This window comes from Zoogloea sp. GDB6, from assembly GCF_056724105.1.
Genome location: NZ_CM161497.1, coordinates 1,989,876 through 2,002,288, shown reverse-complemented (window position 1 = coordinate 2,002,288; position 12,413 = coordinate 1,989,876). Strand labels below are relative to the sequence as shown.

Sequence of the window (12,413 nt, the reverse complement as noted above, 5' to 3'; positions counted from 1 at the left end):
GGATCAGGTCAGGAGTTGGGTCACCGCGTACAAGGCCAGGCCGATGAGGCCGCCGACGAAGGTGCCGTTGAGACGGATGAACTGCAGGTCGCGGCCGACGCTGACTTCGATCTCGCGCACGAGATCCTCGTCGTTCCAGGCCCGCACGGTACTGGCGATATGGCCGGCCAAGCCCGTGCGCAGCTCTGGCGCCAGGCTTTCCACGGTCTTCTCCAGGTGCTCGTTGAGGGAGTCCCGCAGCGCCTCGTTGGCGGCCAGGCTGGTGCCGAGCGCCCCCGCTGCCGACGCGATGCGCTGGCGGATCATCGAGTCCGCACTGGCCATGTCACGCCCCAGCCACGTACGCAGTTCATCCCACAGATCCCGTAAATACGTGCCGACCGCCGGATGGGCGAGAAACTCCCGCTTCATCTGGTCCACCTGGGCCCGGAAGGCTTCGTCGCTCTTGAGGCGCCCGACGTAGCGGGTCACCACCTCGTCGAAGGCCGCCCGGCGCGGATGCTCGGGATTCGTGGCGATGTCGTTGAGCAGACCATGCACGCCAGCGACGATGCCGGTCGCCACCTTGTCGCCCAGTTCGGTCGGATCGATGCCGACGAAACCGAGGGTCGCGACCACCTTCGGATATTCCCGCGCCGCCACGTCGAGAATCATGCTTGCGAAACTATGGCGCACGCCCGGCTCGTCCAGCCATTGGGCCAGCTTGTGGATACTCTCGTCGAGCAGGGCCTGGTGGCGCCCACCCTGGGTCAGCGCATCGAGAATACCACCCATGCTGTCGGCCATGTCCAGGCTGCCCGCCCGCCGCCGCAGTGCATGCAGCACCAGCCGCCGGACGCGTGGATCGTCCATGAAGTCCAGGGACTCGGCCATCACCACTACCAACCGCTCGGCGAAGATGGTCGCGTTCTTCGGGTCCTTCAGCCAGCCGGCCAGCCGCTCGGCCGGATTGGCGCTGCGCAGGCGGGCTACCAGCGACGCGGTGTCGAGAAACTTGTCGCGGATGAACTCGGCGATGTTGTCGGCCAGGCGCGCCTTGTTGCGCGGCAGGATCGCCGTGTGGGGGATGGGCAACCCGAGCGGATGGCGGAACAAGGCCACCACCGCGAACCAATCCGCCAACGCGCCTATCATCGCGGCTTCGGCAAATGCCGCCACCCACGGCCAGCCCTGTTGCCGGGCCAGCACGAACAAGGCCGCCACAGCGATCAAGGCCGCGACGGCCACACCTTTCATACGCGCCAGTTGCGCGATCTTCTGCGGATTCGCCACAACAAGCCCCCTTCAGTCCTGGCGCCGCCGGAAGACCCAGCGGTCGATGTCGGAAGCCTCGGCGGCAAAGGCGTAGCCGTCGAGGTCGAAGTCCTTTAGCTGGTCCACGTCCTCGACCCGTTGGGTGACCGCATACCGGGCCATCAAGCCGCGGGCACGCTTGGCGTAGAAGCTGATGATCTTGTAGCGCCCGCCCTTCCAGTCCTCGAAACCGATGTTGAGCAGGCGCCCCTTCAGCTGGGCCGGCTTGACCGACTTGAAGTATTCCTCGGAGGCCAGGTTGACCAGCACCGGCTCGTGGCCCGCCGCCTCATCCCGCGCCAGCAGGCGGTTCAGCGCCTCGGTCTGGGTCATGCCCCAGAAGGCGTACAGATCCTTGCCGCGGCCATTCTTGAAGCGGGTACCCATCTCCAGGCGATAGGGCTGCATCAGGTCCAGCGGCTTCAGCAGGCCGTAAAGACCGGACAGGATGCGCAGGTGCGCCTGGGCGTAATCCAGGTCGGCCTCGCCGAGGCTGCGCGCATCGAGCCCATCGTATACATCACCGTTGAAGGCCAGCACGGCCGGCTTCGCATTAGCCGGCGTGAACGGCTGCGACCAGTCGGCGTAGCGGGCCACATTGAGCGCCGCCAGCTGGTCGGACAGATCCATCAGCTTGGCGACCTCGGCGTGGGACAGCTCGCGCAGGCCGGCGATCAGCTCGGCCGCGTCGTCCAGGTAATCGGGCTCAGTGAAGCGCGGGGTGGTGGGCGGCGTCTCGTAGTCGAGCGCCTTGGCGGGGGACAGCACAAAAATCATGGGGGCGACCCGGATTCTGAAATGCCGCGATTCTACTGCCTGCGGGCCTCATTTCGGGTGCGAGATCCCTGCGACACGGGGCGCCGGCACCGCTCTCAGGGCAAGGGCTCCAGGTGCGTCGTAACTTCGGTGCCCGGCAAGGCTTTGCCGAGTTCCGCCTCGATCTCGTCGAGCAGCGCATGCCCCTGGCGGACGCTCCACTCGCCCGGCACCAGCACAACCACCTGCAGAAAGGATGAAGCGCCGGCTCGCCGGGTGCGCAAGCCCTGGAACGCCACACCGCGGCAGTGAAAAGATTCGAGCACGCCGGTGGCGCGCTCCACCGCGGCCCGATCCAGGCTGCGATCCATCAGCCCATCGATGGACTCCCTGAGCAGCTGCCAGGCCTCCAGCGTGATGTGCAGGCCGACGGCGATGGCGATCAGCGGATCGAGGAGCAGCCAACCGGTCAGCGCGACCAGTCCGACACCGGCAATGACGCCGACGGACGTCCATACATCGGTCATCAGGTGGCGGGAATCGGCCCGCAGCGCAATCGAGTCGAAACGCTCGCCGGCCCGACCAAGGATGCGCGCCACGACGAAATTGATGAAGGTCGCCGCCGCCGACCAGGCCAGCCCCCAGCCGGCCGACTCGAGCGGCACCGGATAGATCAGGCGTTCCACGCCGGCCCAGATGATCGCCACCGCAGCGCCGAGAATCAGGATGCCCTCGAAGCCGCTCGAAAAGTACTCCGCCTTGCCGTGCCCGAAGGGATGCCGCCGGTCCGGCGGATCCCGTGTGACGAGGATCATCCACAGCGCGAACGTGGCACCCGCCAGATTGACGAAGGATTCCAGCGCATCGGACAGCAGGCCGACCGAGCCGGTCAGCCACCAGGCCAGCGTCTTCAGGCCGATCGTCGCCACCGCCGCGGCGATCGACAGCCACGCGAAGTGATGCCGCTCGAAGCGGCTGCCGTCGATCACCCCTCAGCCACGCTCCACGTCGGTGACACCTTTGACCTCCCGGATCAGGGTGACGGCCCGCTGGATCTGGTGCACGCCCTGCACCTCCAGCGTGAAGCGCATGCGCGCTGCACCCTTGCGGCTGAGGGTATTCACGGCGATCACATTGAGTTTTTCCCGCGACAGGACTTCGGAGATGTCGCGCAGCAGCCCCTGCCGGTCCATCGCATGGACCAGCACGTCCACCGGGAAGACCGCCACTTCCTTGGAAACATTGGCCGCCTCACCCCACTGGGCGCTGATCAGGCGCTCCGGATGCTGGCGCACCAACTCCTGGAAGTCCCGGCACTCGACGCGGTGGATGGACACACCACGCCCGCGGGTCACGTAGCCCTGGATCGCATCCGGCGGCGCGGGCTTGCAGCACCGCCCGAGGGACGTCATCAGCTTGCCGACGCCGACGATCAGGATGGTGTCGCTGGCATCGCCGGAATGGCTCTGGCCGATGATCACCTCCGGTGTCTCCGGCGACGCCTCCAGGGAATCCGCACCACGCAGCGCCACCTGGATGGCCCGCGGCCCGACCTCCCCGCGCCCGGCTGCGATGAACAAGGCTTCCGGATTCTTGAAGCCGAGGCGCGTCGCCAGCACCTCGAGATTGACCTGTCCGTGCCCTTCCCGCTGGATTTCCTTGGTCAGCACGCTGCGGCCACGGACCAGCAGCTCCTCCTCTTCGAGGGCGCTGAAGTACTGCTTGATCTTCTGGCGCGCCCGCGACGTCGCCACGTAGTTCTGCTGCGCATTGAGCCAGTCACGGGACGGCCCACCCTCCTTGGTGGACATGATCTCCACCGTTTGGCCGTTTTCCAGCGGCGTGTTGAGGGTGACCAGCTGGCCATTGACCTTGGCACCACGGCAGCGGTGGCCAAGGTCGGTATGTACACGGTAGGCGAAGTCGATCGGCGTCGCCCCGCGCGGCAGGTCGATGACCCGCCCCTGCGGCGTCAGCGCGTAGATCGTGTCGTCCAGCGAAGCCCGCTTGAACTGCTCCAGCCAGTCCGCCGAATCCGTCACCTCATCGCGCCACGACAGCAGGCTGCGCAGCAGCGCGATCTTCTCGTCGTACTCGCCGGTCGACGCGCCGGAACCTTCCTTGTAGCGCCAGTGGGCGGCCACGCCGAGCTCGGCATGGTTGTGCATCGCGTGGGTACGGATCTGCACCTCCAGCGCGCGCCCGTCGCCGGCGTACACGGCGGTATGCAGGGACTGGTAGTTGTTGCCCTTGGGCATCGAGATGTAGTCGTCGAACTCCTTGGGGATCGGCGTCCAGATCTGGTGCACGATGCCCAGCACCGCGTAGCAGTCCTTCACCTCGTCCACCAGCACGCGCAGCGCGCGCACGTCGTAGATCTGCGAGAAGTCCAGGCGCTTGGCGCGCATCTTGTTGTAGATGCTGTAGATGTGCTTGGGCCGGCCATACACCTCGGCCTTGACGCCGATGGCCTCCACCTCGCTCTTCAGGCGGGCGACCGCATCGACGATGAACTGCTCGCGCTCCACGCGCCGCTCATCGAGCATGCGCGCGATACGCTTGTAGGTTTCGGGCTCCAGAAAGCGGAAGGACAAATCCTCCAGTTCCCACTTGAGCTGCCAGATGCCCAGCCGGTTGGCCAGCGGCGCGTAGATGTCGAGACTCTCGCGGGCGATGGATTCGCGGATCTTGCCCGGGTGGTCGGTGAAGTAGCGCAGCGTCTGCGTGCGCGACGACACCCGCAACAGCACCACGCGGATGTCCTCCACCATGGCCAGCAGCATCTTGCGCAGCACCTCGCTCTGGGCGCGGATCTCGGGGGCGCTGGCGGTGGACGTCATGCGCGTGATGACACGCAGCCCGTTGAGCCTGCGCAGGCCATCCACCAGCCTCGCGACGCTGTCGCCGAAGCGGGCGGCAATCTGCTCGCCCGAATGGTCCAGCACGTCGCCGAGCGCAAAACACAGTGCCGCCGTGCGCGTATCCGCGTCGAGACGCAGGGACGCGACGATCAGCGCGGAGCCGAGGGCGTGCTGCCAGATGGGTTCGTTGGTGCCGAGGGTACGCTCCCCATAGAGCGGCTGGACCCACTCGAGGGCGGCACCCACGCGGGCGGCATCATCCGGGCCGAGCCCCTCGCACAATAATTCGACCGCGGAAAACGCGGACACGGATTGGGAAATCGAATGTGTAACGGCAACCATGCCGACATTATCCTATAGGCTGATGACGCAAAGCTTGATCTTCATCGTATTCGAGTGACCGACGACACGCCGGTACGGCCTTGCCACGATACCGGCCCCCTTCGACAGACATCGACCCGCCATGTTCTCCGCCTTCCGCCGCTGGCGCCGCCAGCGCGCTGCCGACCGCATGCAGGTGGCTCCCGCACAATGGGAGCGCATCGAGCAGAGCCTGCCCTTCCTCGGTTTCCTGCCTGCGCCAGACCGCCCGCGCCTGCGCAGGCTGGCCCTCGAATTCCTGGCCGACAAGCAGATCCACGGCGCCGAGGGCGTGAACGTCACCGACGACATGTTGCTGTCCATCGCACTGCAGGCCTGCCTGCCGATCCTCCATATCGGCCTCGATGCCTACGCTGACTGGGTCGGCATCGTGGTCTATCCCGGCGATTTCATCATCCCGCGCACTGTCATCGACGAGGACGGCATCGTCCATGAATACGATGACGAGGTGCTCGGCGAAGCCTGGGAAGGCGGGCCGGTGCTGCTCTCGTGGTTCGACGGCGAAGCGCAGCCCGAAGGCATCAACGTGGTGATCCACGAATTTGCCCACAAACTGGACATGGGCAACGGCGAAGTGGACGGCTACCCGGCCCTGCCCACCGACATGTCCGCCACCGACTGGGCGGCTGCTTTCCAGCCCGCTTTCGATGATTTCTGCCGGCGCGTGGATGGCGGTGAGGACACCCTGCTGGACCCCTACGGCGCCGAGCATCCGGCCGAGTTTTTCGCGGTCATGAGTGAGGCCTTCTTCGAGACGCCGGGGCTCCTGAAATCCGAATACACCGCTGTTTACAGGCAGCTTTCCCTGTTCTACCGGCAGGATCCGGTGGCCCGCGAAACGCCTTCGCAATAAAACCGACAGCATTCCTGAAACAAAACTTTGAAGTCCCCGACTCCGCTGTCTACAGTGGGTAAGCCGCCTCGGCATTCCTTACCAAGTGTGGAGAGCAATTCATGGCTATTACCTGGATTCTGGTCGCCAATGCGAGTCTTGCCCGCCTGTATGCCAACCTTGGACCCAAGCAGGGCCTGCAGCTCGTGAAGGAAATCGCACACCCCGCCAGCCGCATGAAGAATTCCGACCTGTCATCCGACCGTGCCGGGCAGATGCAGGCCTCCATCAGCGGACATGGCGCCCGGGAACAGCAGACGCCACCAAAAGAGAACGCCGCCCGCAGTTTTGCCCAGAAGCTCGCCAAGGAACTCTATCTCGGGCGCAGCCGCAACCTGTTCGGCCGCGCCATCGTCATCGCACCACCGTCATTCATGGGCATGCTCAATTCCGTTCTCGACCGACCAACCGCGCAGCTGATCACCGACCGCTTCGAGAAGGACTACACCAAGACGCCGGAACCGGCACTCCGCGATCATCTGGAAGGATGCCTGTTCGTCTGAACCACGATTCGAGTTGTACCGCTCCTCTGACCTCCCGGCGCGCCCATTCGGGTTAGCGCACTTTCAGGCGGCCGCGATGCCCATCGTTGCCGCCTGATTTTTGTCCAGCCGAAGCAAGCCCCTCAGTCCAGTGCCCACGCGGCCACCCGCTGATAGTCTGCGCCATGCGGTGCCAGGCAAGACTCCATCAGCGCCCACTCTGCAACGTCCCACTCCAGCGGCTCGAAAACCGCCGGCACATAAGGCGTGCGCGCCTTGCGCAACAAGGTCATATGCGGCACGAAGGCCGGCCCACTGACGGGCAGGCCGATCGCCGCCACTTCCCGGCGGATGTCGGCCGCCAGCTGCAGCAAGGCCGGCGGCACCTCCGTACACCCTGCCCACAGGATATGGTTGTGGGCCCAGTGGCCGACGGTATCCAGCCGAATATGGAAACGCGGCACGCGGACCCGGCCCAGCACCATCAGGAGCTCGGGCAAGCGGTCCTCCACCACCGCGCCGATGAAGGCCAGCGTGAGATGCAGGGTCTCCTGCTGCATGATCCGCCCACCGCAGTCCCGGTGAGCCTGGCCCGCCAGTTGGTGCAGGCGCTCGGCCAGTGCCGGCTCCGGCCACAGGGCCAGGAAGAGCCGGCGGCTTTGTTCAGCCATCCACGCGGGCCAACAGCGCCACCGCCTGGGCGGCGATACCCTCGCCACGGCCGGTGAAGCCGAGCTTCTCGGTGGTCTTGCCCTTGACGTTGATGACGGCCGGCTCCACGCCCAGGTCTGCCGCGATGTTGGCGATCATCGCCGGCACGTGGGGCAGGATCTTCGGCGCGCGGGCGATCACGGTCGCATCCACGTTGATGGTCTGCCAACCGGCGGCTCGCGCGGCGGCGGCAGCCTCACGCAGCAGCACGCGGGAATCCGCTCCCTCGAAACGGGGATCGGTGTCGGGAAAATGGCGGCCGATGTCGCCCAGGCCGGCCGCGCCGAGGATGGCATCGGTGATCGTGTGCAGCAGCACGTCGGCATCCGAATGGCCGAGCAGGCCACGGGCGAAGGGAATCGTCACGCCGCCGATGATCAGCGGACGGCCGGGAACCAGGGCGTGGACGTCGAAGCCCTGGCCAATGCGGAACGGAACATTCATCTCTATGACTCCCGGTGTTGCAGGATCCATTCGGCCAGGTGCAGGTCGAGCGGGAAGGTCACCTTCAGATTGGTCGGATCGCCGCGCACCAGGCGCGGCTTGAGGCCCATCGCCTCGATGGCGCTGGCCTCGTCGGTGACGTGGCGGGCATTTTCCAGCGCACGCTTGAGCATCACGTAACGGAACATCTGCGGCGTCTGGGCCTGCCACAGGCCATCCCGCGGCACGGTGGCGGCGATGCGGTGCAGGCTGTCCTCGCGCTTCAGGGTGTCTGCCACCGGCACCGCCAGGATGCCACCCACCTCGTCGTGGATCAGCTCACGCACCAGGTTCTCGATATGCCAGGGCGCCAGGCACGGCCGCGCCGCGTCATGGACGAGAACCCAGTCGGATTCGGACGTATCATCGGCAATGGCGCGCAAGCCATTGAGCACGCTGTCCGCCCGGGACGCCCCGCCGCAGAACAGGGGCACCAAGCGGTCGCCGAAGGGGCTCCAGTCATGACGGTCCCATTCCTGATCACCCACCGAAAGGACTACATAGACCCGATCGATCACCGGCGATGCGCACAGCACCGCCAGGGTGTGTCGGATCAGAGGCTCGCCGAGCAGGGAAAGATATTGTTTGGGCTGTTCGCCGCCCATCCGGCTGCCGCTTCCGGCCGCCGGCACCATCGCATAACAACGGGTCGTAGGATTTCGCATCGCGCGATTCTACTCAATGTCACCCACGATCCTGCCGCTGATTAAGCCGTACGACTTTTCGGAGAACCCTCATGCTGTTCTCACAAGCCTTCGACCCCCGCGAACTGGAAGCCCTGGCCCTCGCTACCGCGATCGGCCTGCTGATGGGCCTCGAGCGGGAACGTCGCCCGTCCGCCCTTGCCGGCGTACGCACCTTCGGCCTTACCGGTCTGCTAGGCGCGCTGGCCGGGCTCCTCACCGAACAACTCGCCGAGCCCGCGCTGCTGGTCGGCGGCTTCGTGCTGGTCGCTGCCACGATCATCGCCGCCAACTACCGCCAGCCCGAACCCAACGACCCGGGCACCACCTCCGTCGTAGCCCTGCTGGTGTGTTACTGCCTCGGCGCGATGGTCTGGCTGGGGCACGGGCGGCTGGCCGTCATGGCGGCGGTCGGCTCGACGATGCTGCTCTATTTCAAGTCCGAACTGCGCGGCGTCGCCGCCCGCCTGACCAGCCAGGACTGGCGCTCGATCCTGCAGTTCTCGGTGCTGTCGCTGATCGTGCTGCCCATCCTGCCGGACCGGGGCTTCGGGCCCTACGAGGCGATCAACCCCCATCAGGTATGGCTGATGATCGTGCTGATCTCAGGCGTCAGCCTCACCGGCTATGCCGCACTGCGCCTGGTGGGCGCCCGTTATGGCGCACCACTGCTCGGCCTGCTCGGCGGCCTCGTCTCCAGCACCGCCACGACGATGGTGTTCTCCCGCCATGCCCGCGAGAACCCGGCCATGGCACCGACGGCCAAGCTGGTCATCCTGCTCGCCAACCTGATCATGGTCGTGCGGGTGCTGGCGATCGCCGGGGCGCTGTCGCCGGACATCACCCCACTGCTGCTGACCGGCTGCGTACTGGCGGTGCTCGTCGGCAGTGTGGTCATCGCCTTCGACTGGCACAAGCTGGCCAGCAAGGACACACTCCCTGTGCCTGAAACACGCAACCCGACCGAGCTGCGCGCGGCCATGGGCTTCGGCCTGCTGTACGCCATCGTGCTGCTGTGCGCCGCCTGGCTGTCGGACATCGCCGGCCAGGGCGGTCTCTACCTGCTGGCCTTCGCCTCGGGCCTGACCGATGTGGACGCCATCACCCTGTCGACGCTGCGTCTATTGAATCTGGGCAAACTCGAATTGATGCCATCTGCGATCGCCATCCTGCTGGCGATGCTCGCCAACCTGACGTTCAAGTCGGGGCTGGCCTTCGCCCTCGGCGGCCGGGACCTCGGCCGGCGCGTCGTCGGTGGCATGCTGGTCGTCGGCGCCGGGCTGGGCGCCGGTATCGGCTGGTTGCTGCACACCTCCCTATAATGGAATCAGGCAAGCCTGTCGGATTGAAGGAAATCATGGCTCACGCATCCCACCGTCTGCCGGCTGTCGCCGGCATGTTCTACCCTGCGGATCCCCACAGCCTGCATGCGCAGGTCGCGGGTTTCCTGTCGTCGGCGATCCCCGCCGAAGTCGTCGAAGCCCCGAAGGCGCTGGTCGTCCCCCACGCCGGCTACATCTATTCAGGCGCGGTGGCTGCGAGTGCCTACAGCGAGCTCGTCCAGCGCCGCGACGTGATCCGCCGCGTACTGATCCTCTGCCCAACGCACCGCGTGGCAGTACGCGGCATGGCCATTCCGGCGGCCCAGACCTTCCTCACGCCCCTCGGCGCCGTATCGGTGGACCGGGAAGCCTGGCTGCAGGCCCGGGAGCTGCCCGGCGTGGTCGTGGATGACCGCCCCCACGCGGATGAGCACGCGATCGAAGTCCAGCTGCCCTTTCTGCAGAGCACGCTGGATCATTTCGAGATCCTGCCCATCGCCGTCGGCGACATCGAACCGCAGCGGGTGGCGAGCCTGCTGGAAACCCTGTGGGGTGGCCCGGAAACCCTGATCGTCATCAGCTCCGACCTGTCCCACTACCACCCCTATCGCCAAGCACAGCTGCGCGACAAGGCCACCATCGCCCAGATCCGCCAACTCGATGCCCGCCTGGAAGGCGAACAGGCCTGCGGTGCCGACGCCATCAACGGCCTGCTCCTTGCCGCCATCCGCCACCACCTGACGCCCCACGTGCTCGACTTGCGCAACTCGGGCGACACCGCCGGCGACCGCGACCACGTGGTCGGCTACGCATCGATCGCCTTCTCCGAGGACCGCCAGCATGCCCACCACTGACACCCTCGGCCCAGTGCTGCTGGCCCAGGCCCGCAAGGCTATTGCCAACGCGCTCGGCCAATCCGCCCCGCAGCCGCCCGATCATCCGCAACTGAAGGAACGCGGCGCCAGCTTCGTCACTCTGACTATTGATGGAGAGTTGCGCGGCTGCATCGGCAGCCTCAACGCCCACCGCGCCCTTGGCGAGGACGTACGTGAGAATGCAGTGGCCGCCGCGCTGCGTGATCCACGTTTTCCGCCGCTGTCAGCAGCGGAATTCGCGCGGGTCAGCATCGAGGTCTCCCTGCTCAGCGAACCGGACTTCATGGAGTTCCGTGACGAGGCCGACGCTCTCGCCCAGTTGGTACCCGGCCGTGATGGGGTGATCTTTTTCAACGGCTGCCAGAAAGCCACTTTCCTGCCCCAGGTGTGGGATCAACTGCCCGATCCCCGCGATTTCATGGCGGCGCTCAAGCGTAAAGCCCGCCTGCCCGCCGACTTCTGGGGCCCCAACGTAATGCTGGCCCGTTACGAGGTCCGCAAATGGCACGAGGGCAGCGAACTGGAGTAGATCATGTCCGACCATCCCGCCCGTTACTGGCATTCCATCGACGGCGGCCGCATCCAGTGCGACCTGTGCCCGAGGGACTGCCGCCTGCACGAAGGCCAGCGTGGAGCCTGCTTCGTGCGCCAGATGGTGGACGGCAAGATGGTCCTGACCACCTACGGACGCAGTTCGGGCTTCTGTATCGACCCCATCGAGAAGAAGCCACTGAACCACTTCTACCCAGGTTCCAGCGTGTTCTCCTTTGGCACCGCGGGGTGCAACCTGGCCTGCAAGTTCTGCCAGAACTGGGATATCTCCAAGAGCCGCGACATGGACCGGCTGATGGATGCCGCTTCACCGGATGACATCGCCGTCACCGCCGCCAGCCACGGCTGCCGCAGCGTGGCCTTCACCTACAACGACCCGGTGATCTTCGCCGAATATGCGATGGACACCGCCGAGGCCTGCCACGCCCGCGGCCTGGCCACCGTCGCAGTGACGGCCGGCTACATCAGCCCTGACGCCCGCCGCGACTTCTATGCGGTGATGGACGCGGCCAACGTGGACCTGAAGGGCTTCACCGAAGACTTCTATGTGCATCAGACCGGCGCCCATCTGGCCCCCGTGCTCGACACCCTGCTCTACCTGCACCACGAGACGCAGGTTTGGGTGGAGATCACGACGCTGCTGATCCCCGGTCTCAACGACAGCGACGCGGAAATCACCGCCCTGTCGAAATGGATCGCCACGGAACTCGGCCCAGATGTGCCGCTGCACTTCACCGCTTTCCACCCGGACTACAAACTGGACCAGCTTCCACCGACGCCGCCGACCACCCTCCGCCACGCGCGCCAGATAGCCCGGGATGCCGGCCTGCACTACGTCTACACCGGCAATGTGCACGATCCGGAAGGCGGAACCACCTACTGTCCGGGCTGCGGGCAGGCCGTCATCGAACGGGACTGGTATGCGATCCTCTCCTACCGGCTCGACGCCCAGGGGGCCTGCACGGCCTGCGGACACCGACTGGCCGGTCGTTTTGGCGAATTCCGCGGTGCTTTCGGCCCGCGCCGTGTCCCAGTGCACATTCACGCTCAATAGGGCATGCCGCGCCCTTGCCCGGCACCCACCGGCGTGCCATCGTTGAGCGAAAAACCCGCGCTGCGCCG

13 protein-coding genes are annotated in these 12,413 nt (G+C 66.0%); 6 read left to right on the top strand and 7 right to left on the bottom strand.

Translation table 11 applies throughout. From position 1 onward, the window contains the following. Positions 1-3 precede the first annotated feature (3 nt). From AC1PQG_RS09135 to AC1PQG_RS09120, 4 genes are all read right to left on the bottom strand, one after another. Entirely contained in the window at positions 4-1,272 is a 1,269-nt protein-coding gene (locus AC1PQG_RS09135; RefSeq protein ID WP_481122260.1) for a DUF445 domain-containing protein, read from the bottom strand. 12 nt (positions 1,273-1,284) lie between these two features. Then, positions 1,285-2,070, bottom strand: a complete 786-nt coding sequence (gene yaaA, locus AC1PQG_RS09130; protein WP_481122259.1) for a peroxide stress protein YaaA — start codon at positions 2,068-2,070, stop codon at positions 1,285-1,287. A gap of 95 nt (positions 2,071-2,165) precedes the next feature. Next, the gene (locus AC1PQG_RS09125) at positions 2,166-3,038 is read right to left on the bottom strand and encodes a cation diffusion facilitator family transporter (RefSeq protein ID WP_481122258.1); all 873 of its coding nucleotides are present in this window, start codon (positions 3,036-3,038) and stop codon (positions 2,166-2,168) included. 3 nt (positions 3,039-3,041) lie between these two features. Next, positions 3,042-5,252, bottom strand: coding sequence for a RelA/SpoT family protein (locus AC1PQG_RS09120; protein ID WP_481122257.1), 2,211 nt, complete (start codon positions 5,250-5,252; stop codon positions 3,042-3,044). Between the two features lie 121 nt (positions 5,253-5,373). Here AC1PQG_RS09120 and AC1PQG_RS09115 point away from each other — a divergent pair, with 121 nt between their 5' ends. Next, positions 5,374-6,144, top strand: a complete 771-nt coding sequence (locus AC1PQG_RS09115; protein WP_481122256.1) for a M90 family metallopeptidase — start codon at positions 5,374-5,376, stop codon at positions 6,142-6,144. A gap of 101 nt (positions 6,145-6,245) precedes the next feature. Then, entirely contained in the window at positions 6,246-6,686 is a 441-nt protein-coding gene (locus tag AC1PQG_RS09110) for a host attachment protein (protein ID WP_481122255.1), read from the top strand. A gap of 122 nt (positions 6,687-6,808) precedes the next feature. On the opposite strand, the gene thpR is transcribed toward AC1PQG_RS09110, so the two are convergent. The 3 genes from thpR to ispD are packed head-to-tail and all read right to left on the bottom strand — an operon-like array spanning position 6,809 to position 8,524. Continuing rightward, positions 6,809-7,336, bottom strand: a complete 528-nt coding sequence (thpR, locus tag AC1PQG_RS09105; RefSeq protein ID WP_481122254.1) for an RNA 2',3'-cyclic phosphodiesterase — start codon at positions 7,334-7,336, stop codon at positions 6,809-6,811. Beyond that, positions 7,329-7,820 carry a 2-C-methyl-D-erythritol 2,4-cyclodiphosphate synthase gene (ispF, locus tag AC1PQG_RS09100; RefSeq protein ID WP_079434963.1) on the bottom strand — a complete coding sequence of 164 codons (492 nt, stop codon included), beginning with the start codon at positions 7,818-7,820 and terminating at the stop codon, positions 7,329-7,331. The genes thpR and ispF overlap by 8 nt, the downstream gene beginning before the upstream one ends. A 2-nt stretch (positions 7,821-7,822) precedes the next feature. Then, on the bottom strand, positions 7,823-8,524 hold the full coding sequence (ispD, locus tag AC1PQG_RS09095; protein ID WP_481122253.1) for a 2-C-methyl-D-erythritol 4-phosphate cytidylyltransferase: 702 nt from the start codon (positions 8,522-8,524) through the stop codon (positions 7,823-7,825). Positions 8,525-8,595: 71 nt separating this feature from the next. Here ispD and AC1PQG_RS09090 point away from each other — a divergent pair, with 71 nt between their 5' ends. From AC1PQG_RS09090 to amrS, 4 genes are read left to right on the top strand one after another with little or no spacing between them, the layout of a single operon-like run. Then, on the top strand, positions 8,596-9,864 hold the full coding sequence (locus AC1PQG_RS09090; protein WP_481122252.1) for an MgtC/SapB family protein: 1,269 nt from the start codon (positions 8,596-8,598) through the stop codon (positions 9,862-9,864). Positions 9,865-9,899: 35 nt separating this feature from the next. Further along, the gene (amrB, locus tag AC1PQG_RS09085) at positions 9,900-10,718 is read left to right on the top strand and encodes an AmmeMemoRadiSam system protein B (RefSeq protein WP_481122251.1); all 819 of its coding nucleotides are present in this window, start codon (positions 9,900-9,902) and stop codon (positions 10,716-10,718) included. Further along, positions 10,705-11,268 (top strand): AmmeMemoRadiSam system protein A, encoded by a 564-nt coding sequence (gene amrA, locus AC1PQG_RS09080; RefSeq protein WP_481122250.1) that lies wholly within the window; start codon positions 10,705-10,707, stop codon positions 11,266-11,268. The genes amrB and amrA overlap by 14 nt, the downstream gene beginning before the upstream one ends. A 3-nt stretch (positions 11,269-11,271) precedes the next feature. Then, positions 11,272-12,345, top strand: a complete 1,074-nt coding sequence (gene amrS, locus AC1PQG_RS09075) for an AmmeMemoRadiSam system radical SAM enzyme (protein ID WP_481122249.1) — start codon at positions 11,272-11,274, stop codon at positions 12,343-12,345. Positions 12,346-12,413: the final 68 nt, after the last annotated feature.

What these genes read in the sequence shown, in the direction of transcription:
- ispD (WP_481122253.1), bottom strand. Translation starts at nt 8,524, where the DNA reads ATGCGAAATCCTACGACCCGTTGTTATGCGATGGTGCCGGCGGCCGGA.
- yaaA (WP_481122259.1), bottom strand. Translation starts at nt 2,070, where the DNA reads ATGATTTTTGTGCTGTCCCCCGCCAAGGCGCTCGACTACGAGACGCCG.
- AC1PQG_RS09090 (WP_481122252.1), top strand. Translation starts at nt 8,596, where the DNA reads ATGCTGTTCTCACAAGCCTTCGACCCCCGCGAACTGGAAGCCCTGGCC.
- amrA (WP_481122250.1), top strand. Translation starts at nt 10,705, where the DNA reads ATGCCCACCACTGACACCCTCGGCCCAGTGCTGCTGGCCCAGGCCCGC.
- amrS (WP_481122249.1), top strand. Translation starts at nt 11,272, where the DNA reads ATGTCCGACCATCCCGCCCGTTACTGGCATTCCATCGACGGCGGCCGC.
- thpR (WP_481122254.1), bottom strand. Translation starts at nt 7,336, where the DNA reads ATGGCTGAACAAAGCCGCCGGCTCTTCCTGGCCCTGTGGCCGGAGCCG.
- AC1PQG_RS09115 (WP_481122256.1), top strand. Translation starts at nt 5,374, where the DNA reads ATGTTCTCCGCCTTCCGCCGCTGGCGCCGCCAGCGCGCTGCCGACCGC.
- AC1PQG_RS09110 (WP_481122255.1), top strand. Translation starts at nt 6,246, where the DNA reads ATGGCTATTACCTGGATTCTGGTCGCCAATGCGAGTCTTGCCCGCCTG.
- ispF (WP_079434963.1), bottom strand. Translation starts at nt 7,820, where the DNA reads ATGAATGTTCCGTTCCGCATTGGCCAGGGCTTCGACGTCCACGCCCTG.
- amrB (WP_481122251.1), top strand. Translation starts at nt 9,900, where the DNA reads ATGGCTCACGCATCCCACCGTCTGCCGGCTGTCGCCGGCATGTTCTAC.
- AC1PQG_RS09120 (WP_481122257.1), bottom strand. Translation starts at nt 5,252, where the DNA reads ATGGTTGCCGTTACACATTCGATTTCCCAATCCGTGTCCGCGTTTTCC.